Raw genomic sequence first — 23,808 nt, 5'->3', positions numbered from 1 at the left:
CCTGACGCCCCTTCACGAAGGAAGAGTCCACCCATGCCCGCCATCACCACCCCCTTCGGCTTCTCGAGCACGGCCGCGGACGTCGTACGCGGCGTCGACCTCACCGGCCGCCGCACGCTCGTGACCGGTGCGTCGTCCGGCCTCGGCGCGGAAACGGCCCGGGCGCTGGCCTCGGCCGGTGCGGAGGTCGTCCTCGCGGTCCGCGACACGGCCGCGGGCGAGCACGTCGCCCGGCGCATCGCCGAGGGCACCGGGAACCGCGGTCTGAGCGTGACCCACCTCGACCTCGCCGACCCGGCGTCCGTCGCCGCCCTCACCGCGGCGTGGCGTGGCCCGCTGGACATCCTGGTCAACAACGCGGGCGTCATGGCGAGCCCGGAGCGCCGCACCGAACACGGCTGGGAGTGGCAGTTCGCCACCAACCACCTGGGGCACTTCGCCCTGACGACCGGTCTGCACGAGGCGCTCGCCGCCGCCGGGGACGCCCGGGTCGTGGCGGTCAGCTCCAGCGGCCACCAGTTGTCCCCCGTCGTCTGGGACGACGTGCACTTCGCCTTCCGCCGCTACGACCCGTGGCTCGCGTACGGGCAGTCCAAGACCGCCAACGTCCTGTTCGCGGTGGAGGCCACCCGCCGCTGGGCCGACGACGGCATCACCGCGAACGCCGTGATGCCCGGCGCCATCCGCACCAATCTGCAGCGGCACATCGCGGACGCCGGCAGCAGGGTTCCCGCCGAGCTCATGAAGACCGTCGAGCAGGGCGCCGCCACGTCGGTCCTCGTCGCGGTGTCGCCGTTGCTGAAGGGCGTCGGCGGCCGCTACTTCGCCGACTGCGGCGAGGCCGCGGTCCTCGACCGCCGGGGCGCCCCGCTGCAGGGCGTCGCCCGCTACGCCGTCGACCCCGACAACGCGCGGCGTCTGTGGACGCTCTCGGAGCGGATGATCGCGAACGCCGGCCGGTGAGGCCCCGCCGCCGACGGGGCCCGCCGCGTACGGGATCCGGCTACCCCCGGTCCGCGGACGCCCCGGGTGCGACGGCGACGGCGTCGAGGGCCCGGTGGAGCAGCGGGATCAGCTCCTCGGCCTCCGGCTGGTTGAGCTGGGTGTTGCCCAGGACCAGGCGCGTGAGCAGGACGCCGGAGCAGATCGCGACCAGGAGCGCCGCGCGGCCCGCGGTCCGTTCGCCGGGCAGCGCGTCGGCGAGCAACTGCTGGTAGTTCCGCTCGATGCCGTCCCTCATGATCTCCACCGCCCGCGGGTTCGTCGCGGACCGCAGCGTCAGCAGCAGCCCTTCCAGGGCGGACTCGTCGGATTCGAGCAGGAGCGCGCGGGCCGCGTCCGCGTTCAGCTCGGGCGTCATCATCAGCGTCTTCTGGTAGGCCAGGGCGACGACTTCCGCGAACAGCTGCTCCTTGGAGCCGAAGTAGCGGCCGATCAGCCGGGGGTCCACACCCACGGCCCCGGCGATCTCCCGTACCCCCGCGCCGTCGTAGCCGTGCTCGACGAACAGCCGCCGGGCGGACTGGAGGATCGCCGCCTTCGTGGCGGCGGCGTCCCTGCGTCGCGTGGTGGCCGGCCGGGCGCCGTCGTCGTGCTGCATGCGCACCAGGATACGGAGTGCGCGGGTGGGCGCCGCGCCCGTGCGTCCACCCGTCGCGTGCGGCCGGCGGCGTCAGCGGCTCGGACGCGGCCGTGCGCTCACGGGCTCCCCTTCGCGCCGCTGTCACAAACCCGTGGGCCGTCCGGTCTCCCCGTATGCAGGTCGTCCCGGGGCCGGAAGTCCGTGCCGGTACCCGGGCGGCCCGCACCCCGGCAAGGGGGCCCTCGGTTTCGCGTCCCCGCGGGCACGGTGACCCTCGTCAGAGCCGCCGGACGCCTGCCCCACGGCGGTGGGGCGGGCGCTCGGTCCTGGTCCCCCCGTTCCGGTGACCGCAAATCGGTTTGCCGCCGGGCGTCCGGGCCGGATAGGAAGCTCGCATGCTACGAGGCAGCAAGGTCGGGCTGAGGGCCCGGCACGAGGAAGACATCCCGATCCTGCGGACCGAGCTCTACGAGGACGTGGCGGGCGCCTCGCGGGCCGAGGGCGGGCCGTGGCGGCCGGTCACCCCCGGCTCCAAGGATCCACGGCTCGTGGTGGACGACGACGATCACCGGCGCGTCCCGTTCTCCGTGGTGGAACTGGAGGGCGGCACGCTGGTCGGCACCGCGGCGCTCTGGGGCATCGACACCCACAACCGGTCCGCGCACGTCGGGCTGGGGCTGCTGCCGTCCTCGCGCGGCAAGGGTTACGGCACCGACGTCGTCGCGGTGCTGTGCGACTACGGGTTCGTCGTGCGCGGGCTGCACCGGCTGCAGATCGAGACGCTGTCGGACAACCTCCCGATGCTGCGCTCCGCCGAGCGCAACGGCTTCGTGCGCGAGGGCACGCTGCGGTCCGCCGCCTGGGTGATGGGCGAGTTCCTGGACGAGGTGCTGCTGGGCCTCCTCGCCCGGGACTGGAAGCAGGGCTCAGGGGCCTAGGTTCCGCCCGGCCGTCGGGCGCGGGCGGCCGGTCGTCGGTCCGGTCGCGGGGAGCGCGGACGCCGGCAGCACGAGCTCCGGGGCAAGTCGCAGTTGGGGGCGGGCGCGAGGGTCCGCCGCGGGTGCCTCCCGGTGGCTCCCGGCCATCTGTGCGAAGAGCAGGTCGACCGCCGCCTCGCCCATCTCCCGGTACGGGACGCGGACGGCCGTGACGGGCGCCCCGGCCAGCGGCGCCAGTGCGGTGGCGTCGTAGCCGACGACCGGGACGTCCAGGGCGTCCGGGGCTCCCTGCCCGGCGGCGAGGGCCCGGGCGGCGCCGACCGCCAGGCCGCCGTTGGTGCACAGGAGACCGTCCGGGCGCTCCTGCGGGGGCCGTCGGGCGATGGCCTCGGCACAGGCGATCCCCGCGGTCAGGGGCGCGCCGGCCGCGCGGATGACCTCCAGGGCGACACCCGGTGCGGCGCCCAGGGCGGCCACGGCACCGCGCAGTTGATCCTGGGACTGCCAGGCGTCGAGATCGTCCGAGACGAAACCGAGGCGCCTGCGCCCCTGCCCGATGAGGTGCCGCACGGCGAGGCGGCCCGCGAGGGCGTGGTCCGCGGAGACGGACGGCTGGGTGGGCGATGTCGCGGGCCGTGCGATGACCACGCTGGGAATGCCGTGGGCGCGGATCCTGGCGAGTTCGGGTTCGACGTCTGCGACGGGGGCGATGACGATACCGGCCACCCGTTGCTGTTCGAACAGCCGGAGATAGGACCGCTCGCGGTCCTCGGAACCCGCGGTCGCGATGAGGAGGTGCATGTTCTCCTGCGCGATCCGCTGCTCGACGGCGCGCATCGTCTCGGACGCCCCCGCGCCGACGGGGTCGGCGGTGAGGTATCCGATCACGGGGTTCGTACCCGTGCGCAGCATGCGGGCCGCGTTGTTGGGGACAAATCCGAGCGCTTCCACCGCGCGGTGGACCCGCTCGAGGGTCGCGGTCGTCAACTTGCCCGGGTGGTGGAAGTAGTTGGAGACCGTGGAGGCGGACACGCCTGCCGCGGCGGCCACATCACGGATGGTCGTCTGGCTCAGCCGGTCCTCCCGGGTCTTCGGGGCGGCGGTCCGCCGTCGTCGGGGCGTGGTGGGCGGGGGGACGTCCGGGGCCGCGGCCGGAACCACCCGGGGGTCGCCGCCCTCGTGCGGTTCCGGCCGTGCGCTGTCCGGCCGTCGGCGTTCGCCGGCCGGAGTGCGGGAGCGCTACCCGGCCGGGTGCACGTCCCGGGCCACGAAGACGTACGTGCCGGAGGGCACGTCGTAGACCGCGCGGTCGCCCTCGACGCGCCGGAAGGTCGCGCCCTTCGGGACGTCGTGCGGCGTGCGGCCGCCCGTGGGGACCCGGACCTCGGCGGTGGTGTTCGGCGGCACCTCGACCTCCAGCCGGAAGGTGCCCTTCTTCAGGGACCAAGCGGACGCCACCTGCCCCTGGGGGGTCCGGTAGCCGCCCTCGACGTGGGTGAGGTCCCCGACGACGCGCGGGTCGATGACCAGGTTCCGGTAGCCCGCCGTGCCGCGGGCCTGTCGGATGCCGGCGAGGCCGCTGTGGAACCACTCCTCTATCTGCAGCAGGATCATGTGGTTCTTGGAGTTGCCCATGTCCCACTGCTCGGGGTGGGTGGTGAGCCCCTGCGGGTTCGCCGTGGTCGGGGCCATGAAGTACCCGTAGCTCGGCCGGGTGTCCTCCTGCAGCACGTCCCACAGGACGTCGTCGCGGCCCCCCTCCGTCAGGGCGCGGACGATCGGGGCGAGGCCGATGGTGCCGCCGCTGAGGTGCGGTCCGCCGCCGAACGGCTGGAAGGCGTGGATCAGTTCGACCAGCGCGTCCAGTACCCGTTGCCGTTCGCCCTCGGGGACCAGGCCTTCGTCGAGGGCGAGGGCCTGGGCGGCCTGGGTGGCACCGGTGGTGCCCGCGTCGCCCTGGGCGGTGTAGCGGCCGAGGGTCGTGTTGTAGAAGGCGTCGTTGAACGCGGTCTTGATGTTGGCGGCGAGGCTCCGGTACTCGGCGGCGTCGGCGTGACGGCCGAGGATGCCGGCCATCTTGGCCATGCGGTCGGCGATCTGGTGGTAGCCCCACGTTCCGGTGATGCGGCCCGAGGTGTTCTCGGCGCCGATCCAGTCGGCGAGGGCGGCGTCGACGATGCAGGCGTCGGCGCCCGTGCCCGCCTTCCGCGTCCTGATGTAGGTCATGAACGCCTGCATCTGCGGGTAGTACCGCGCCATGGTCTGGGTGTCGCCGTAGACCTCGTGGAGGAACCACGGCACCAGGATGATCCCGTTGCCCCAGTTGATCTCGTCGCCGAACCGGCCGGTGTAGCCCCAGTCGTACACGGGTGCCTTGAGGGCGACGTTGCCGATGTTGTCGCCCGCCTTGGACTGGCCCTCGGCCAGGTGGCGCTGCATGGTGCGCAGGTACGCGTCGTAGCCGAAGTTGCGGTGCAGGGAGCCGAAGGGCTGGAGGTAGTCCGCGGGATAGGCCAGCTTCTCCCGGCCGGGGCAGTCGGTGAAGGTGGACATCATGTTGCTCATGATCGAGTACCGCGACATGCGGTGGATGCGGTTGATGCGGTCGTTGGAGGTCGTGACGGTGCCGGCGGTGGCGGTGGCCGCGTGGAGTTGCAGACCGGTGACGGTCCCGGCGGTGGGTGTGCAGCCCTCCGGCAGGCCGGTGACCTGGACCCATTGCATGCCGAAGTAGTTGAAGCGGGGGTGCCACGTCTCACCGTGCCGGTCGCCGCGCGTGGTGTAGGTGGCGAACACGTCGGTGCCGCGGCTGCTGCCGCCGCCCATGATGGAGGCCTGGTTCACGGTGCCGTCCGCGGCCAGTGACTCGGCCGGCCTCATGGTGATGGTCGTGCCGGCCGGGACCGTCCCGTCCACGGTGAGCTCCGGCCAGCCCGCGATGTTCTGCCCGAGGTCGAAGACCCACACGCCGGGGGCCGGCTGGGTGATGCTCACGGGGTGGATCCGGTCGGCGATCTTCACCGGCTCGCCGACGCGCCACACGAGTTCGGTGGTCAGGTTCGGGGGCGGCGCGATGCCCGCGGGCGTCCATCCGGCGGCGCTGCCGTCGCGGCGCTCGGCCGTGGGCGACAGGTCGGCGCCGGGGGTGTTCCACCCGGGCTGTTCGCGGCGCGCGTCGTAGTCGGACCCGGAGTACCAGTTGTCGGTGGTCGTGGGGCCGAGTGAGGTCCTCCAGGAGTGGTCGGTGACGATCGTCCGGACCGAGCCGTCGGCCCTGGTCAGCTCCAGTCGGGCGATCAGCCGGGGTGAGACGGCGGCCCCGGCACTGGGGTCGGTGCCGGCCAGGGAGTTCCCCGAGCCGGTGACGGAGGCACCGGCCGCGTGCGGTCCGTTCAGCGCCGGGGTGAAGGTGATGCCGGTCCCGTCCGCACCGGCCGTGCCGATGGCGGTGATCGTGCGCGACTCCAGGCGGTCGCCCCCGTCGCCGGTGTCGATGTTGATCGTGCCGCCCAGGTGGTAACCGCTCACGCTGCTCAGCTTGACCGCGGTGTCCCCGGCCGCGGCCGGGGCGGCCAGGGTGCCGTTGCCCTTGAACTGGCTCTGCCACCAGTCGTAGGGCGCGGTGCGCCCGGTGGCCGGGTTGGTGACGGAGCGGGTGACCAGGGCCTGGCCGTGGCCCACTTCGACGCCGAGGGTGTTGGCCCCGGCGCGGATGAGGTGGGTGACGTCGTACGCGCGGTATTCGACGGACAGCTGGTAGTTGGAGCTTCCCGGTGCGAGGACCTCGTCGGTGACGGCCCGTCCGTTGAGGCTGGCCTGGTGGACACCGACCCCGGCGATGTACAGCCGTGCCCGGACGACCTTGCCGCTGTGCCGGTTGTCCACGTCGAAGGCCCGGGCGAAGACCGGCAGGGGGTCGGCGACCTGCCGGCCGGGGTACTCGATCCACTGGGCCGGTTCCCAGTCGGTGCGCTTGAGCAACCCCATCTCCCAGGTGGCGGGGCTGCTCCACGGCGTCACCCCGCCCCGGGTGTCCCACAGGCGCACCTGCCAGACCACGCTCTGGCGGGACCCGAGGGCCCTTCCGCGCCAGGGAACGTCGGTCTGCCGGTCGGAGTGGACCTTGCCCGAGTCCCACAGGTGACGCCCGCGGGCCAGGTCCGTGGCACTGGCTGCCGCGCGCACCTGGTAGGCCTTCTGGGTCCAGCCCGCCGGGGCACCGGTGACCTGCCAGCCCAGACGGGGAGATGGGTCGTCGACGCCGAGGGGCTCGTCGGTGCGGCCGTCGATGCTGAGGTGTCCGACGGTCACCTTGCCGCCGTGCGGGTACGAGGTGGTCGCGGCCGCGGGGCCGGCCGCCTCGATCGGGAGGGCCAGTCCTCCCGCCCCGGCCACCATGATCCCTACGACGTGCCGGCGGCTCAGACCGCGCGGGGTTTCGGACATCAACGTTCTCCTGTCGGTCGGGTCATGTCTGTGGTCAGCCGCGGCTGACGGTGATGTCGTACGTGCCACCGGGAACGGTGAGCTGGGCGTAGCCGTCGGCGACGGTGCCCTGGTACGCGTTGCAGCTTCCCGCGGCGCACACGGTGCGGCCGTTGACGGTGACGGTGGCCTGCGCGGTGACCGGCACGGCGATCGTGCCGCTGGTGCCGGCCGGGGTCTGGGCGTGCAGGGTGAAGGCCGACGCGTCGGACTGCCACTGCACGGCGATGTTGCCCGCGCCGGTCGGGACGGAGCCCTGGGCCCACTCGAGGTCGCCGGTGTGGGGCTTGATGCTCCAGGTGGCGTAGCCGGGGTTCACGGGGGTCACACCGAGGACCTGCTCGGTGAGCTGGACGGTCGGGGAGGCGGCCCACCCGTGGGCGAGGCTGGCGGTGGCGCGGTTGACACCGCCGGTGCTGTTCTTGAACTCCCAGAACGCGCCCGTGTAGAGCGGGTTGTTCCTGTCGACCATCGGACCCCAGGTACGGCGCATCAGGTCGAAGGCACCGGTCGCGTCGCCCACGGCGAAGCGGCCTGCGGTCTCCATCCCGTTGCCGAAGGGCTCGATGGTGTGACCCGTGGGGTCGACCAGGCCCGGGCCCATGATCGCGCCGTAAGGCGTCCACAGCGTCTTCAGCGCGTTCAGCACACTGGTGCGCCGGTCGGCCGGGACGAAGCCGTACTGGAGGGCGAGGGCGTTGGCGTCCTCGACGAGCACGTCGGGCTTGGCGCTGCTCTGGCCGTAGGCGCCCAACTGCAGGCTCCAGAGCCGTGTGTTGACGGCCTGCTTGATCGACTCCGCCTTGGCGTCATTCGCGGTGGCGTTGCTCGCGGAGCCGACCTGCCGCTCCAGCCAGGCCATCTCCTTGAGCAGGACGTAGTAGTCGATGCTGTACTTGGTGACCTCGCCGCTCTGGCTCGCCTGCCAGTAGTCGCGGTCGTTCGACGCGACCAGACGGTTGGCGGTCAGGAACCGGTCGTTGTAGGCGAGCTCCGCGCGCAGGTCGGACAGGACGCTCGTGATGTAGGCGCGGTCACCGGTGTAGCGGTAGTAGTCGATGGCGGCGCGGGCGCCGTAGCCCGAGTAGTTGTTGGAGTAGAACAGCGGGGACCCGGCGGGGTTGCTGCCCTTGCTGAAGTCCGGCGAGCCGGGGATCGCCCCGTCGGAGCGCTGGGCGGCCAGCAGTACGTTCAGGGACGACTTGACGTAGCCGGCGCCCTCGTCGCCGAGGGTGGAGATCGCGGTCGGTCCCTGGACCAGGAGGTCGCCGGTCCAGATGCTGCGGTCGCGCTTGGCGCCGTCGTAGATCCGCTTGTCCACCAGGCCGTTCAGCCCAGCAGGCTTGAGGTTCAGCTGCAGCGTGTACGCGCCGGAGTACCACATCTTGTTGAGCTGGTCGTCGCTGGACAGGAACCAGCCCTTGTAGTCCGCGGCGGTGGCCCGGACGCCCTGGAAGGTGACCCCGGCCGCGGAGAGGGAGATGCTGCCCGGCGAGGTCAGGGTGAGCAGCGCGAAGCGGAAGCCGCCGTGGTAACTGCCGGAGATCCGGCCCGTTCCCGTGGGCCGCAGGGTGTCGATGCCGCCGACACCGGCCAGGCCGCGGGACTCGTCCGAGCTCGGCGCCCCCGGGGCGCTGACCGCCCTGGTCTGCGTCGTCAGGCTCCGGGTCAGGGCGGGCGTGATCGTGGCCCGCCTGGTGGAGGTGTCGAACGCGGTGATCGTGCGGGTCTGCGCGGTCGTGCCGGTGCCGAAGGTGAGCGTGTTGCCGACCTCGAGGTTCGCCGTCGAGGCGAGGGTGACCTGCGTGGCGCCCGACGCCGCGGCGGCCGAGACGGTGGTCGAGGCAGGCGTACGGATGTACTGGCGGGCCTCTGCGGTGGCCAGCGACAGGGTGGGGCTCCCGGTGCGGGCCGTGACGTCGATGGAGGGAGTGCCGGCGACGTCCTTGCCGAAGTCCAGGAGGACCGATGCCGGGGCGCCGCCGGCGACCGTGGTCAGGGTCGTCGCGGACCCCTGGCCCGTCACCAGCGTGTTCGGGTTGGTCACGCTGCCCCGGGTTTCCACGGTGACCGGGGGGACCTGTGCGGTGGCCGGGCCCAGGACGTAGGACTGCCAGTTCGGGTTCTGCGGGGGCGCGGCCTCGGCCTGTACGAAGGCGGAGGCTGTCGTGGCGAGGAGCGTCAAGGCGACGACGACGCGAGTGCGCCTGCGGCTGCGGGAGGAGTTCCCGTGTCTGTGGTGGAAGCGGTTCAGCACGTGTGATCTCCCTCGAAGAGGCGTTCGGGGAACGCGGGGGCTGAGCGGCCGGGGCGGTCGGCCCCGGCCGTGGGGACTGTCAGCGCTGATCGAGTGGTGCCGGCGGGGCCTGGTCTCCGCACATGGGGAGGAGCGTGCGGAGACCGGGCTGTGGGGTGTCAGCCGCGGCTGACGGTGATGTCGTAGGTGCCGCCGGGAACGGTGAACCGGGCGTAGCCGTCGGTGACGGTGCCCTGGTAGGCGGTGCAGCCGCCGCGGGTGTACACGGTGCGTCCGTTGATCTTGACGGTGGACTTGCCGGTGACCGGGACGGCGATGGTGCCGGTGGTGTTGCGGGGTGTGTCGGCGTGGAGGGTGAACTTCGAGGCGTTGGCCTTCGACTGCCAGTTCACCGCGATGTCGCCGTACTGGGTCGGGACGGAGCCCTGGGCCCACTTGAGGTTGCCGGTGTGGGGCTTGATGCTCCAGGTGGCGTAGCCGGCGTCGACCGGGGTGATGCCGAGGACCTGCTCGGTGAGCTGGACGGTCGGGGAGGCGGCCCAGCCGTGGGCGAGGCTGGCGGTGGCGCGGTTGACACCGCCGTCGGTGTTCTTGAACTCCCAGAACGCGCCGGTGTAGAGCGGGTTGTCCTTGTCGACCATGGGTCCCCAGGTGCGTCGCATCAGGTCGAAGGCGCCGCCCGCGTCGCCCACGGTGAAGCGTCCGGCGGTCTCCATGCCGTTGCCGAAGGGCTCGATGGTGTGGCCGGTGGGGTCGACCAGGCCCGGGCCCATGATCGCGCCGTACGGGGTCCACAGCGTCTTGAGGGCCTTCAGCACGCTGTCGCGCCGTTCGGCCGGGACGAAGCCGTACTGCAGGGCGAGGGCGTTGGCGTCCTCGACGAGCACGTCGGGGTGGACGCTGCTCTGGCCGTAGGCACCCAGTTGCGGGTTCCACAGCGTGGCGTTGACGGCTTCCTTGATCTGGTCGGCCTTGGCGTCGTGCTCGTCGGCGACGGCGGCCGAGCCGACCTGCCGCTCCAGCCAGGCCATCTCCTTGAGGAGGATGTAGTAGTCGATGCTGTACTTGGTGACCTCGCCGGTCTGGCTCGCCTGCCAGTAGTCGCGGTCGTTGGACGCGACGAGGTGGTTGGCGGTCAGGGACTTGTCGTTGTAGGCGAGTTCCGCGCGCAGGGCGGGCAGGATCTTGGTGATGTAGTCCCTGTCGCCGGTGTACCGGTAGTAGTCGACGGCGGCGCGGGCGCCGTAGCCGGAGTAGTTGTTGGAGTAGAACAGCGGAGAGCCGGCGGGGTTGCTGCCCTTGCGGAAGTCCGGCGAGCCGGGGATGGCTCCGTCCGCGCGCTGGGTGGCGAGCAGCACGTCGATCGAGGACTTGACGTAGTCGGCGCCCTCGTCGCCGAGGGTGCTGATGGCGGTGGGCCCCTGGACGAGCAGGTCGCCGGTCCAGATGCTGCGGTCGCGCTTGGCGCCGTCGTAGATCCGCTTGTCCGCCAGGCCGTTCAGCCCGGCCGGCTTCAGGTTCAGCTGCAGCGTGTAGGCACCCGAGTACCACATCTTGTTGAGCTGGTCGTCGTCGGACAGGAACCAGCCCTTGTAGTCGGCTGGGGTGGCCCGGACGCCCTGGAAGTCCACACCGGCGGCGGAGATGGAGATGCTGCCGGGTGTGGTCAGGGTGAGCAGGGCGAAGCGGAACCCGGGGTGGTACGCGGCGGAGATCCGGCCCGTGGCGGTGGGCTGCAGGGTGTCGATGCCACCGACGCCCGCCAGGCCGCGGGACTCGTCCGAGCTCGGCGCGCCCGGAGCGCTGACCGCCGCGGTCTGGGCCGGGACGTCGCCGGCCAGGGCGGGCTGGAAGGAGACGGTCTTGGCAGCGGTGTCGAACGCGGTGATCGTGCGGGTCTGGGCGGTCGTGCCGGTGCCGAAGGTGAGCGTGTTGCCGACCTCGAGGTTCGCCGTCGAGGCGACGGTGACCTGCGTGGCGCCCGCCGCCGCGGCGGCCGCGACGGTGGTCGACGCAGGCGTACGGATGTAGCGGCGTGCTTCCGAGGTGGCCAGCGACAGGGTCGGACTGCCGTCGAGGGCGGTGACGTCGAAGTAGGGGGTGCCCGCGATGTCCTTGCCGAAGTCCAGCAGGACCGACGCCGGCGCACCGCCGGCGACCGTCGTCAAGGTCGTCGCCTTCGGCTTGCCCTTGTCCTTGCCGTTCACCAGGGTCTTGGCATGGGTGACGTCGCCCCGGGTCTCCACGTCGACCGGCTTCACCTGGGGGGTGGACGGGGCCAGGACGTAGGAGTGCCAGTCGGGGTGCTTCGGCGTCGACGCCTCGGCCTGGACCCCGACCGATCCCACGGTCGCGAGCACTGCCACCGCCACGACGAGGCGAGAGCGCCTCAGGCCGCGGGACGTGCCGCCGAACTCCGAAGTGAATCGTTTCAACATAAGGGTGTGATCTCCCTTGGAAGAGGTTTTCAGAAAGGTGCGCCCACCGGCCGGGGCGGAGCCGTCGCCCCGGCCGGGGTCTGTGTCAGGAGCCCGACGTGTAGTCGGTGTCCATGGCCTGGAGGACCTCGTCCGGTGTGGACTGGTCGCTGAAGACCTCCTGAAGGCCGCTGAGCATGGACTGCTGCACCTTGGGGTTGGGCCAGAGCTGGTCCATGAAGGGGACGGTGCGGTCGTCGCCGAGGAAGGTGGAGAGCTCGGTCAGCGAAGCGTCAGGGGTGAAGCCGGTGTCCGACAGGGCCGGAAGGCCGCCTTGCTTCTTGACGAAGAGGGTCATGCCCTCGGGCGACATGACGAAGTCGACGAACTTCAGCGCGAGTTCCTTGTTCTTGGCCTTCGCGTTGACTCCGTAGCCGGCGCCCGCCGCGGCCGGCATGAGGAACTCCGAGGGGGTGTCGGTGGCCGGCAGCGCCTTGAGGGTGAACTTCCCGTTGGGGTTCTTGCCCTTGAGCAGGGCGATGACCCAGTTGCCCTGGACGATGCCGAGGGTCCTGCCGGTGGCGGCGAGTTCCTGGCTGGCCTCGTAGCTGGTGCCCAGCGGGTTCTTCTGGAAGCAGCCCGCCTTGTCCATCTGCTGGTACTTGGCCATCGCGGTGGTCCACGGCGAGTCCGCGAAGGTGGCCTGGCCCGCCTGCATTCTTGTGTCGAAGTCGGGGTCGGGGCCGTAGACGGTGGTGGCGACCAGGGCGTAGAGGACGAGCTGGGTGACCCAGTTGTCCTGGATGCCCAGGGCGAAGGCGGGGGTGCCCTTGGCGTTCGCGTCCTCGCAGAAGTCCAGGAGTTCGGTCCAGGTACCGGGCGCGGTGAGGCCGGCCTTGTCCAGGGCGTCCTGGTTGTAGACGGCGCCGATGCCGTTGAGCCCGAAGACCCCGTTGTAGGTCTTCCCTTCGTACTGGGAGACGGTCTTGACCGCGTCGGGCAGCTTGGCGGCCCAGGGCCGGTCCGACAGGTCGAGGAGGTAACCGGGCTCGGCCAGCACGTAGGTGGCCGCGGGGTTGCCGTTGCCCGGCCAGACCGACATCACGTCCGGTGCAGTGCCGGAGGCGAGTTTGGTGCGGATCTGCTGCTGGTACTGGTCGGCGCCGCTGGTGGTGAAGCGCACGTCCACGCCGGGGTTGGCCTTCTCGAAGGCCTTGACGACGTCTTCGATGGATCCCTGGTCGACCGAGGCGAGGGTCAGGGTGGTGGAGGAGGAGTTCCCGCCGGCGGCGTTGGTCCCGCCGCTGCAGGCGGCCAGCAGGCCGGCAGCCGTCGCTGCCGCGATCAGGGCGGACGGTCTGGTTCTGATCATGGTGTCTCCCGCGGGGAAGGGGCGGCGATCACGAAGAAGCCGGCGAGGTCGGCTCCGGGGCAGCGGCGCTGATGACGAAGTGGCCGGAGGCCAGCCGTACAGCGGCTCCGGCCGGGTGGGGCTCGACGGCGAGTACGCCGGCCCGGCCGGCCGCGGGCACTCCGCCTTCCTGGACGCTGCCGGGGTCGGGCGTGGGCACGTGCAGCGTGGCGGTGGCGCCGGGAGGCACGGTGCAGGTCACCGTGAGCAGACCGTCGGCGAGGTTCCATCCGCAGGTGACGTGTCCGCGTACGGTGTCCTGTTCGGCGCGGGCCCAGGTGAGCCGGCCTCCGGGCCGGGGGCGCAGGAGCAGTTCGCTGTAGGCGACCGAGGAGGCCGTCTGGTCGATGCCGGCCACGCGGCCGAAGAGCCAGTCGCCGATGCTGCCCAGGCTGTAGTGGTTGAAGGAGTTCATCGCGGCGGACTGGAAGCCGCTGTGGTCCGTCCACCCGTCCCAGCGCTCCCAGACGGTGGTGGCGCCGTGGCGGATCGAGTGTCCCCACGAGGGGTACGCGTCCTGGTGGAGCAGGGCGTAGGCGAGGTCGGACCTGCCGTGGTCGGCCAGGACCGGGCAGAGCAGGGCGGTGCCGACGAAGCCGGTGGTCAGGGTGGTGTTCCGCTTGTCGATGTCGGCGGCCAGGTGGCCGACGGCGGCTTCGACGAGAGGTCCGGGCAGCAGGCCGAAGGCCAGGGCGAGCAGGTATGCGGTCTGGGTGCCTCCTTCGACGCTGCCGTCGTCGTGGACGTAGGACTCGATGAAGGCCGTGCGGATGGCGGCGTGGAGCTTGCGGTGACGCGCCGCTTCCTGCGTGCGGCCCAGGACTTCGGCGGCGTCGGCCACGATCTGGGTACTGCGGGCGAAGTACGCGGTGGAGAGGACGTCGCGTGGGGTGGTGACTCCGACCTGCAGCCAGTCGCCGTAGGAGTTCCCGGTCCGGTGCCGCCACCTGAGGTCGGGGTTGTGGCGCCGGATGTGTTCCACCCACGCGGCCATCGCCGCGAAGGAGTCCTCCAGCGTGCGCAGGTCGCCGTACGTGCGCCACAGGTGCCAGGGGATGATCACCCCGGCGTCGCCCCAGGCCGGCGCCGCCTCACGGTCGAGCGTCATGACGGGGGCGACGTCCCGGAAGGCACCGTCCTCGTCCTGCCCGTCGAGCACGTCGCGCATCCAGCGGGCGAAGAAGGCGGAGACGTCGGCGTTGCGGCTCGCGGTGGGGGCGAAGATCTGGGCGTCGGCGAGCCAGCCGAGGCGTTCGTCGCGCTGCGGGCAGTCGGTGGGCACGGCGAGGAAGTTGCCGCGCTGTCCCCAGGCGATGTTGGACTGCAACTGGTTGACCGTGGGGTCGGAGCACTCGAATGTGCCGGTCCAGGGCGTGTCGTTGTGCAGGACGCGGGCGCTCACGTCGGCGGGGGCGAGGTCGCCGGGGTAGTGGTCGATCTCGGCGTATCGAAAGCCGTGGACGGTGAACCGCGGCTCGAACACCTCGGTACCGGTTCCGCCGGTGGTGTAGATGTCGGTGGCCCGGGCGCGGCGGAGGTTGTCCGGGTACAGCTCGCCGGCGTCGAGGACTTCGGCGTGGCGCACGACGATCCGCAGCCCTGGTCGGGCGTTCCGGATGGTCAACTGGACGCGGCCGACGAGGTTCTGCCCGAAGTCCACGATGTACCGGCCGGGGCCGCGGCGCTCCACGGTGACCGCGGGCAACCGCCGGGTGACGCGGATCGGGTGGTCGGGCTCGGCGACCAGCGTTCCGGGTCCGGTGCCGAGGACCGCGGCCGGGCGGAACGACGTGGGCTCGGGGCCGGGTGCGTCCCAGCCGGGTGTGTGGCGGCGGGCGTCGACGGTCTGGCCCATGAGCAGGTCGGCGGAACGGATCGCCCCGGGCGCTTCGGTCCATTCGGATCCGGTGGCGATCACCTGGCGGGAGCCGTCGGCGAAGTCCAGGACCAGTTGGGCGAGAAAGGCGGGGCCGTCGCCGTAGTGCTGTGCGGCGCGGCGCGGGTCGAAGCCGACGTATCCGCTCCACCAGCCGTCGGCGACGACGGCGGCCAGGACGTTGGGGCCCTCGCCGACCAGGTCGGTGACGTCGTAGGTCTGGTACTGCAGCCGGCGGTGGTACTCGGTCCAGCCCGGTGACAGTTCGGTGTCGCCGATGCGGGAACCGTTCAGGCGGGGTTCGTACACTCCGCGCGCGGTCGCGTAGAGCCGGGCCCGCACCGGCCGGCTGCGCGTCCGGAAGGCGCGGCGCAGTTGCAGGGGCGGTGACTGCAGTGCCGAGCCTTCGGGGTCGTCGTCCTCGGGTGGGTCGAAGTGGGGAAGGTTGATCAGGTCCCGGCCCACCCAGGCGGCGCTCCAGTCGTCCGGGTGCAGCAGTCCGGTCTCGAACCAGGACTGCGCGCTGCCTCCGGGGGCGCCGGTCTCGTCCCAGACCTCGACGCGCCAGTGGTAGCGCGTGGCAGAGGTCAGGGCGGGCCCGTTCCAGCCGATGAGCAGGGTGTCGGCCGATGCGCGGCGGCCGGTGTCCCACAGCAGGCGGCTCGGGATGTGCAGGTCCGAGGGGCGTTCCGCGACGGTGATGCGGTACGCACCCTGGGCGGCCGCGCGGCGGCGGCTGTGGAGTTTCCAGGACAGTCTCGGGTGCCGCTCCCCCGTGCCGAGGGGTTCGGTGCGCTGTTCTGTCTGCAGTGCGTAGGGGGTGAGGAGTTGCGGGTCCACTGCGTCGGTCATCCCTTCAGCCCTCCGGCGAAGCCGCTGATGATGCTGCGCTGCAGCGCGAAGTAGACGGCCAGGACGGGCACGATGCTGATCGCCAGGGCGGCGAAGACGAGGTTCCAGTCGGTGACGTACTGGCCGACGAAGCCGGCGATCGCCACGGGCAGGGTCTGCTGGGTGCTTCCGCTGAGGTACAGCAGCGGGGTGAAGAAGTCGTTCCACACCGCGACGGTGTTGAGGACGAGCGCGGTCACGGTGATCGGTCTGAGCATGGGCAGCACCACGTGGCGGAAGCTCTGTGCCGGTGTGCAGCCGTCGATGAGTGCGGCGTCCTCGAAGTCGCGGGGCAGGGCGCGCAGGAATCCGGTGTAGAGGAAGGTGGTGAAGGGCACCTGCAGGCCGGAGTGGAACAGGATCAGCGCCCAGGGGGTGCCGAGCAGGTGCAGGTCGCGCATCGTCTGGTAGAGCGGCAGCGCGGCGAGCTGGAAGGGCAGGATCAGTCCCAGCATGACCAGCAGGAACAGTCCGCGCGACCAGCGTGCGGTCGACCGGGCCAGCGGATACGCGGCGAACGAGGACACGGCCAGGATGACGGCCACGCTGCCGACGGTGACCAGCACGCTGTTCAGCAGCGCGCCGCCCAGTCCGCCCTGCTGCCAGGCCTGGGTGAAGTTGTCGAAGGTGGGCGAGGTCGTCGGACGGATCGGCGAGGAGGTGTCCGACGTCGGCCGCACAGCCAGGTTGACCAGGACGTAGACCGGGAAGGCGACCACCAGGGACACGGCGATCATGACCAGCTCCAGCACGAAGGTGCCCTTGCGGTAGCGCTTCACGAGGCGGCCCTCTCTCCGCGGGCCAGCGCCAGGTACTGCCCGGTCGACGCCACAGCCACGATGATCGTGAGGACGACCGCGAGAGCGACGCTGTATCCGAACTCGCCCAGGGTGAAGGCGTCTTTGTAGATCAGGGTGGACAGCGTGTCGGTGGCGTGGCCCGGGCCGCCGCCGGTCAGGGCGTAGACCTGGTCGAAGAGCTTGATCCCGCCGATGATCGACAGCATCAGGTTGATGGTGAGGGCCGGGGTCAGCAGCGGGCGGGTGATCGACCAGAACCGGCGGACCGGGCCGGCGCCGTCGATGTCGGCCGCCTCGTGGATCTCCTTCGGCACCGACTGCAGGCCGGCCAGGAAGATGACCATGGAGTAGCCGCCGAACTGCCACACGACGACCCCGACGATCGACCAGAGGGCCAGTTGCGGGTCACCGAGCCAGTCCTGCCCGAGGGAGCCCAGGCCGACCGCGCCGAGGAGGCTGTTGACGGCGCCGTCCGGGCCGAGCAGGTTCCGCCACAGGTAGGCGGTCACGATCGGGGTGATCACGGCGGGCGCGAACAGCGCGACCCGGAGCACGTTCCGGGTCTTGATGAGGCTGTTGACCCCGAGCGCCAGCAGGAGCCCGAACACGTTCTGGATGACGGTGATCGATACCGCGATCAGCAGCGTGTGCCAGATGGCCCGCACCGCGTCCGGGTCGTCCAGCAGACCGGTGAAGTTGTCGAAGCCGATGAAGGAGAAGTCCGGGGCGAGGCCGTCCCAGTCGGTGAAGGCGTAGTACACACCCCGGGCGCTGGGCACCAGGACGACGAAGGCGAACAGCACCATGGCCGGGACGGCGAACCACCACGGGGAGCCGGCCCTGCGCCGGCCGTCGCGGGGGCGCCCGTCGCGGGGACGGCTGGGGACGACGGCGGCCGGTGGCGGCAGCGGATCGCGCGAGGCTGCGGGCATTGACGGCACGCGGCACCCCCATTCTTAAACGTTTCAATTGGATGGGTAACGTTTCCCAAAACGTGCGACCGACCCTAGGGAGGGGCCCGACGCAACGTCAAGATGTCGGACGTGATGCGCCGGTGTTTCCGGGAAGAGGGATCATCAACTTCCCCATGAGCTGCGGGAAAGCCCTGCCGGACGGTACGGTTCGCGGATGGGGACGTACGCCCGTGCAGGATGCGTGTGCCGGGCAACGTTTCCCGAACGTGCCCTGGAGGGAGCCAGATGGAACCGCCCGCGCAGTCCAAGCGCGTCACGATCGTCGACGTCGCGCGGCATGCCCAGGTGTCCACGACCGCGGTGTCCAAGGTGCTGCGCAACGCGTACGGGACCAGCCCGCAGATGCGCGCGAAGGTCCGTCAGGCGATCGACGACCTGGGATACCGCCCGTACGCCGCGGCCCGGGGCATGCGCGGCCAGACGTACACGGTCGGGGTCATGCTGCCGGACATCCGCAACCCGTTCTTCCCCGAGATCCTCGACGGGATCACCGACGCCCTGTGGGAGACCGACTACCAGGTCCTCATGGCCCCGGGACGCAACGGCGAGGCGGCGGAGGCCAAGGTCACCGAGGCCATGATCGACCGCGGGATGGACGGCGTGATCCTCGTCGCGCCCGTCTCGTCACGGGCCCACCTCGAACGCGTCGCCGGCACGGTGCCGACCGTGGTCGTCGGCCGGCACGGCCAGTCGGCCGCCTACGACACCGTCTCCGACGACGACTTGGCCGGCGCCGCCCTCATCGTCGACCACCTCGCCGGCCTCGGGCACCGCCGCATCGCGCACATCGAGCACGACGAGACCGACCCCCGCCGCATGGAGGAGATGCCCAACGCCATCCGGGCCGACGGCTACCGGCGTGCCATGCGGGCCCGCGGCCTCGAGGACGAGATCGACATCGTCTCCACCACCTATACCCAGCAGGGCGGTTACCTCGGCGCGCGGCAACTGCTCGCCCGGACGCCGCGGCCCACCGCCGTGTTCGCCGGCGCGGACATCGTCGCCATGGGCGTGCTCCAGGCCGTCTCCGAGGCGGGGCTCAGGGTTCCCGACGACATCTCCATCGCCGGGTACGACAACACCACCTTCGCCGCCCTCGGCCCCATCTCGCTGACCAGCGTCGACCAGGCCGGCCGGCACATCGGCGCCAACGCGGCCCAGCTGCTCGTCGAACGCATCGGGGACCGTACCCGCCCCACCGCCCAGATCAAGTTCTCCCCCACCCTCGTCCCCCGGCACACCACCGCGCCGCCGGCCGGCTGACGGTGAGTGGCGATGCCCGGCGTACGACGGCCCCGCCGGACGCCGTGCACGGCGCAGGTCCCGGACGCCGCCGGGCGTCCGGGACCTGCCTGTCGGGAAGGGTGCCTACACCGCGCCGCGCCAGGAACCGCTCTCCATGCCGCGCGACTCGATGTACTCCTTGAACCGCTTGAGATCGCCCTTGGCCTGGCGCCTGACGACGCCGAGCTTGTCGGCCACCGTGTCGGCCACGCCGTGCGGCTCGTGGTCGAGCTGCAGCATGACCCTGGTGTGCCGGTCGTCCAGGCGGTGGAAGGTGACCACCCCCGCCTGGTGGACGTCCCCGCCCACCGTGGTCCAGGCGACCCTCTCGTCGGGGATCTGCTCACTGATCTGGGCGTCGAACTCCCGCTTGACGCCGTCGACCTTGGCGACCCAGTGCGTCAGGGTCGGCGTACGCTGCTCGATCCGTTCCACCCCGTCCATGAACCGGGGGAACTCCTCGAACTGCGTCCACTGGTTGTACGCCGTCGTGACCGGCACCGCGACCTCGACCGACTCCTCAACCGTCGACATGTGCCCACCTTTCGGGTCGGCATCCGCTTCGGGATGCGGCGTCTGTTTCTCTCGTGGCCCGCGCCTGCCCGGGAGGACCGGGGGCAAACACCGCCGTCCGCACACCCGCCGTGCGTACCCGGCGTGCGCGCACGCGGGTGGGGCAGCCCCCGAGCGGCTGCCCCACCCGCCGGACCGTCCGGATGCCGCCGCTCAGTGCCGGCCGATGTCCTTGATCTTCTCCTTGGCCTGGCGGGCGTCGCCCTTGGCCTGCTGCATGCGGCCCTCGGCCGTCAGCCGCTCGTTGCCCACGGCCTCTCCGGCGGTCTCCTTGGCCTTGCCGACGGCCTGCTCGGTCTTCGCCTTCGCCTTCTCGTCCGCGGCCATGCTGCTCACCTTCCTGGCATCGGGATCATGTGCTGTGACCTCGTCTGACCGCTGTGCCCGGTCGTAAACACGGCGGTCCGAGCCGCTCGCGACGTGCTCTTGTGACGATGTGGAGTGACCGGCTCCCGGGCGGGTAGGCGCGCCCTGCGCCGAGGGCGCGGGTGCACGTACGGACGAGGAGGGTTGCCGGGATGGGGATCGCAGTGGCCGCCGGCGAGGATGTGACGGCGACGCGGGAGACGGGCTCCGCGCGGATGCCGACCGGGGCGGCGGGCGACATGACGCCGCTCGAGATCCGCCACGTCTCCAAGGCGATGTTCGCCCGCCTGCACACGCTCGAGGAGGGCACGCCCGAGTACCAGTACGTGCGCAACACCCTGATCGAGATGAACACCTCCCTGGTCCGTTTCGTGGCCCGCCGGTTCTCCCGGCGCGCGGACCAGATGGAGGACATCCTGCAGGTGGGGACGATCGGCCTGATCAAGGCCGTGGACCGGTTCGACCCCGATTTCGGCGTGGAGTTCGTGACCTTCGCCGTCCCCACGATCGTGGGCGAGATGAAGCGGTTCTTCCGCGACACGAGCTGGTCCGTCCGCGTGCCGCGGCGCCTGCAGGAGCTGCGGCTGGAGGTGGCCAAGGTCACCGACGCGCTGGAACTCGACCTCGGGCGGGCGCCGACCGTCGCCGAGCTCGCGGCCCGGATGGGGATCGGCGAGGAGGAGGTGCTGGAGGCGATGGTGGCCGCCAACGCCTACTCCGCCTCGTCCCTCGACGCGCCGGCGACGGAGGACGAGGACGGCGGGACCGCGTGGGCGGAACGCCTGGGCTACGACGACGGCGCGTTCGGCAGGATCGAGGACATCGAGGCGGTCAAGCCCCTCATCCGGGAGCTGACCGAGCGGGAGCGGCTCATCCTGTCCCTGCGGTTCGGGGACGAGCTGACCCAGGCGGAGATCGGCGCCCGGCTGGGGATATCCCAGATGCAGGTGTCCCGGCTCCTGTCGCGGATCCTCACCCGCCTGCGCAGCCAGGCCCTGGCCGCCCGGTAGTCCGCTTCGCCCCGTCAGGCGCCGGGTCCCGGCCGGCCCCCGCGACGGGGACCGGCCGGGGCGCGTCAGTGGCGGACCGGGTCCAGCTGGAGGTAGTCGAGGTTCCAGTTCTGGTACGCGTCCTGCGGGAGGCTGACGCGGAGGGTGTGCCGGCCCGCGGCGAGGAACTGCCGCACGCCGCTGGTCTGGAGGACCTCCTTGTTGTGGCTCGTGGTGTTCCGCACCTCGACCCGGCCGCTCTCGGCGCCGCCGTCGAAGGAGACGGTGTACGTGCCGGCGGGCGTGTACGGCGAGGACACGCGGGCGGAGAGCGCGTAGGTGCCGGAGCGCGGGACGTCCACGTCGTAGGTCAGCCACTCGCCGCCGCGCATCCAGCCGACGCGGACGTTGCCGTCGGCGTCGTCGATGTCGACGTCCTCACCGGGTCGCATCTTCAGTCCGCCCGTGTTGCCGGCGTCGTTGTCGTGGTACCCCTTGTCCCGGCCGGGCAGGAAGTCCTCCGCCTGCACGCGTACGGCGCCGCGGGGCAGGGGGTCGCCCTCTCCGGTGCGCAGCCAGGACTCGAACTTCTCGACGTCGTCCGTCTGGAAGACCGTGGTGCGGTAGCTGCGCGCCAGGGCCTCCCAGCCGCGCATTGGGTCGGTCAGCGACGCCTCGTCGGTCATGTGGTCGGCCAGGCCGTTCCACATGGTGTTGTTCCAGACGCGGCTGCGGGCGGCCAGGGCGTCGAGGAAGGGCCTGCGGGCGACGGCGTCCTGGACGCTGTCGTAGTTGACCTCGTAGGCCACCGGCTGGTCGTCGCCGAACTCGGCCACGGCCGAGAGGTTGGCGTCGGTGATCATGTGCATGTAGAGGGCGCCGTGGTGGGCCGAGCGGAAGGCCTCGACTTCCGGCACCGGCGCGTCGCTCTTGTAGACCCCGTTGCGCACCGTGCCCGTCCGGGTCAGGACGTCCCAGACCTGCTCCCGGTACGGCCAGCCCTTGTCCAGGTTGACCAGGCCCCGGTTCCTGGCGAGTTCCATCGCTTCTTCCAGCGTCGGCACCCGGGCGTCGGTGACCGCCGCCTGGCCGCCGCCGAGTCCGGCCTTCAGACGGAGCTGCCTGATCTGGGCGAGCGTCATGCCCGCGACGGGGCCGGTGCCGTTGGTGGTGCGGTCCACGGTGGTGTCGTGCATCAGGACGGGAACGCCGTCCTGCGTCAGCTGGATGTCGGTCTCGATGATCTCGGCGCCGTCGTCGAAGGCGGCCGTGAAGGCCGCCAGCGAGTTCTCGGGGGCGTCGCGCCACTGGCCCCGGTGCGCCACGGTGAGGATCTTCGCGTTCGAGCCGTGGTCGAGCAGGTCCCGATGGGCGCGGACGGCGGCCGTACCGCCCGGTCTGCCCGGACCCCCGAAGATGTACGACGTGCCGCCCGCGCTCCGGTCCGAGGCGAGGGCGACACCGGACGACGGGCGGTCGCCGGAGAACCCGGTGAAGCCGGCGACCACGGCCAGCGCGGCGGCAACTCCCGCGAGCTTGTGGATGGTTGATCTACTCATGGCTCCGGACGGTAGGAAGGCGGCGGGAAGGAACGGAGTACGCCGCACGCCTCGCCGGCGTCCGGACGCCCAACAATCCAGGACCGCCGCCCGAAACCGCCACCCCGTGGCACCCCCCTTCCGTCCCCGGGCACGGATCTTCCACCTCGCCCCGCCTGGGCTCACCGGTCGTCATCACCCGTCAGGTCGGCGAATGCCCTCAGGCGCAGCCGCGTCGCCACGTTGCCGGTGAACCAGCTGAAGAAGTCGCTGTCCGCGTCGAGGTCCTCGCGGACCTTGTCGCACCATTCCCGCCGGTTGAGGACCGCCAGGTACTCCTGCACGATGCCGTCACGTTGTCCGGCGGTGCACCCGCTTCGTTCCGGGGCCTTGTCCATCAGGTGGTCGGCGATTCCCGCGGCGTGGAGGTATCTGGACGCGGTCGGCGCCTGCAGGCCGAGACGAGCGGCATGCGCGGCGAGCACGATGGGCGCCGGCGGATAGTGCTCCAGGGTCATGCCCATGCCGCCGCAATCGGCCATGGAATCCAGTAGCCGGCCTGTGTGGTCGACGAGGTCGTCGTCGACATCGGTGCCGACGATCGCTTCGTGCAGGTGTGCGGCGGTGGCGACCTCGAAGGCGAAGTATCCGTTGAGGAAGTCGCCGTCGCAGGCATGGCGCAGCAGCCACCGGCGGGACTCGGACGCCGGGTGCCGGCAGAGGGCCTCGACGACGTAGACCCGGCCCCAGCCGGCAACCCGCTGGGCAAGCCACAGCAATGCCGGCTCGCCACCACGGCGGCGTCGCAACGCGTCAGCGGCCAACGCGCCGAAGTGGTTGGACAGCAGACCCATGGTCTGGATCAGCGGGATGTCCTCCTCCGCCCAGTCGGTGGCGAGCAGGGCGAGACCGACGGTGGCGGCGCATCGGTCCGTGCTGTGCCGGACGAGCCACCGCCCGGTCTGCCGCACCTTCTGCCTGTCCGCACGCAGCGCCGCGGCGGAGATGTGGTCGTTGCGGTGGATCGGGACGTCGACATCGTGGAACGCCTCGGCAAGTCGGCTGGGCGGCGCATCGGCCGTGGCGAAGTACGCGTCGAGAATGACGGCGGCCTCGGCACCCCTGAGCCGCGGGTCCTCCGGCGTTTCAGGCCGTTGCCGGGAACGGTGGGACTCCTCGTCCGGATAGGGCGCGCCGTCGCGATGCAGGACCCCGTCGGGATCCTGCCGGTGCAGACGCAGTGCGTGCTCGAACAGCGTCGTCCCGGACCCGGACGAACGCCGGTCGGTCGTCGCGCTCACCGGCGGACGAAGGACTCGATTCTCTTGATCATGCCGCGATGATGGCAGCCCGGTCCCTCCGGGGCAATCGGCTTTTCCTCCCCGGTGTCACCCCCCGCCGGCGCAGACCCGGGCCGCCGCCCAGGA

At 71.4% G+C, this 23,808-nt stretch carries 17 protein-coding genes; 4 read left to right on the top strand and 13 right to left on the bottom strand.

From position 1 onward, the window contains the following. Positions 1-33 precede the first annotated feature (33 nt). On the top strand, positions 34-963 hold the full coding sequence (locus ABZ479_RS04310; protein ID WP_500459800.1) for an SDR family NAD(P)-dependent oxidoreductase: 930 nt from the start codon (positions 34-36) through the stop codon (positions 961-963). 40 nt (positions 964-1,003) lie between these two features. Here ABZ479_RS04310 and ABZ479_RS04305 read toward each other — a convergent pair whose 3' ends face one another. Further along, positions 1,004-1,600, bottom strand: a complete 597-nt coding sequence (locus ABZ479_RS04305; RefSeq protein ID WP_500459799.1) for a TetR/AcrR family transcriptional regulator — start codon at positions 1,598-1,600, stop codon at positions 1,004-1,006. Positions 1,601-1,977: 377 nt separating this feature from the next. On the opposite strand from ABZ479_RS04305, the gene ABZ479_RS04300 reads away from it, so the two are divergent. Beyond that, complete coding sequence (locus ABZ479_RS04300; protein WP_500459797.1) at positions 1,978-2,520, top strand: GNAT family N-acetyltransferase; 543 nt, start codon at positions 1,978-1,980, stop codon at positions 2,518-2,520. On the opposite strand, the gene ABZ479_RS04295 is transcribed toward ABZ479_RS04300, so the two are convergent. The 8 genes from ABZ479_RS04295 to ABZ479_RS04260 all read right to left on the bottom strand — a co-directional run bounded on the left by ABZ479_RS04295 (position 2,509) and on the right by ABZ479_RS04260 (position 17,589). Next, positions 2,509-3,570 (bottom strand): LacI family DNA-binding transcriptional regulator, encoded by a 1,062-nt coding sequence (locus ABZ479_RS04295; protein ID WP_500459795.1) that lies wholly within the window; start codon positions 3,568-3,570, stop codon positions 2,509-2,511. The two genes, ABZ479_RS04300 and ABZ479_RS04295, sit on opposite strands and share 12 nt — an antisense overlap. Positions 3,571-3,759: 189 nt before the next feature. Then, the gene (locus tag ABZ479_RS04290; protein WP_500459794.1) at positions 3,760-6,966 is read right to left on the bottom strand and encodes a family 78 glycoside hydrolase catalytic domain; all 3,207 of its coding nucleotides are present in this window, start codon (positions 6,964-6,966) and stop codon (positions 3,760-3,762) included. A 34-nt stretch (positions 6,967-7,000) separates the two neighbouring features. Beyond that, entirely contained in the window at positions 7,001-9,262 is a 2,262-nt protein-coding gene (locus ABZ479_RS04285) for an alpha-L-rhamnosidase C-terminal domain-containing protein (RefSeq protein ID WP_500459793.1), read from the bottom strand. A 158-nt stretch (positions 9,263-9,420) separates the two neighbouring features. Further along, positions 9,421-11,628: an alpha-L-rhamnosidase C-terminal domain-containing protein gene (locus tag ABZ479_RS04280; protein ID WP_500459792.1), complete on the bottom strand. Its 2,208-nt coding sequence runs from the start codon at positions 11,626-11,628 to the stop codon at positions 9,421-9,423. A gap of 157 nt (positions 11,629-11,785) precedes the next feature. Next, a complete protein-coding gene (locus tag ABZ479_RS04275) occupies positions 11,786-13,051 on the bottom strand; it encodes an ABC transporter substrate-binding protein (RefSeq protein ID WP_500459791.1) in 1,266 nt (421 codons plus the stop codon). A gap of 28 nt (positions 13,052-13,079) precedes the next feature. Further along, positions 13,080-15,818: an alpha-L-rhamnosidase gene (locus tag ABZ479_RS04270; protein ID WP_500459790.1), complete on the bottom strand. Its 2,739-nt coding sequence runs from the start codon at positions 15,816-15,818 to the stop codon at positions 13,080-13,082. Beyond that, entirely contained in the window at positions 15,815-16,636 is an 822-nt protein-coding gene (locus ABZ479_RS04265; protein WP_500459789.1) for a carbohydrate ABC transporter permease, read from the bottom strand. The genes ABZ479_RS04270 and ABZ479_RS04265 overlap by 4 nt, the downstream gene beginning before the upstream one ends. Continuing rightward, positions 16,633-17,589 (bottom strand): carbohydrate ABC transporter permease, encoded by a 957-nt coding sequence (locus ABZ479_RS04260; RefSeq protein ID WP_500459788.1) that lies wholly within the window; start codon positions 17,587-17,589, stop codon positions 16,633-16,635. The genes ABZ479_RS04265 and ABZ479_RS04260 overlap by 4 nt, the downstream gene beginning before the upstream one ends. A gap of 267 nt (positions 17,590-17,856) precedes the next feature. Between ABZ479_RS04260 and ABZ479_RS04255 the strand changes: the two genes are divergently transcribed. Beyond that, positions 17,857-18,894 (top strand): LacI family DNA-binding transcriptional regulator, encoded by a 1,038-nt coding sequence (locus ABZ479_RS04255; protein ID WP_500459787.1) that lies wholly within the window; start codon positions 17,857-17,859, stop codon positions 18,892-18,894. Positions 18,895-18,999: 105 nt separating this feature from the next. On the opposite strand, the gene ABZ479_RS04250 is transcribed toward ABZ479_RS04255, so the two are convergent. Both ABZ479_RS04250 and ABZ479_RS04245 read right to left on the bottom strand, forming a co-directional pair. Next, positions 19,000-19,449, bottom strand: a complete 450-nt coding sequence (locus tag ABZ479_RS04250; RefSeq protein WP_500459785.1) for an SRPBCC family protein — start codon at positions 19,447-19,449, stop codon at positions 19,000-19,002. A 192-nt stretch (positions 19,450-19,641) separates the two neighbouring features. After that, complete coding sequence (locus tag ABZ479_RS04245) at positions 19,642-19,815, bottom strand: CsbD family protein (protein WP_499600417.1); 174 nt, start codon at positions 19,813-19,815, stop codon at positions 19,642-19,644. Between the two features lie 191 nt (positions 19,816-20,006). Here ABZ479_RS04245 and ABZ479_RS04240 point away from each other — a divergent pair, with 191 nt between their 5' ends. Next, complete coding sequence (locus ABZ479_RS04240; protein WP_500459783.1) at positions 20,007-20,864, top strand: RNA polymerase sigma factor SigF; 858 nt, start codon at positions 20,007-20,009, stop codon at positions 20,862-20,864. A gap of 65 nt (positions 20,865-20,929) precedes the next feature. On the opposite strand, the gene ABZ479_RS04235 is transcribed toward ABZ479_RS04240, so the two are convergent. Both ABZ479_RS04235 and ABZ479_RS04230 read right to left on the bottom strand, forming a co-directional pair. Continuing rightward, positions 20,930-22,402 (bottom strand): glycerophosphodiester phosphodiesterase family protein, encoded by a 1,473-nt coding sequence (locus tag ABZ479_RS04235; protein ID WP_500459782.1) that lies wholly within the window; start codon positions 22,400-22,402, stop codon positions 20,930-20,932. Between the two features lie 161 nt (positions 22,403-22,563). Then, positions 22,564-23,682 (bottom strand): hypothetical protein, encoded by a 1,119-nt coding sequence (locus ABZ479_RS04230; protein WP_500459781.1) that lies wholly within the window; start codon positions 23,680-23,682, stop codon positions 22,564-22,566. Positions 23,683-23,808 lie beyond the last annotated feature (126 nt).

The sequence above is a fragment of the Streptomyces sp. NPDC005722 genome, from assembly GCF_040630935.1.
In the GTDB taxonomy this organism is placed as follows: domain Bacteria; phylum Actinomycetota; class Actinomycetes; order Streptomycetales; family Streptomycetaceae; genus Actinacidiphila.
The sequence above is the reverse complement of the archived record's forward strand: the minus strand, read 5'-3'. Positions and strand labels throughout refer to the sequence as shown.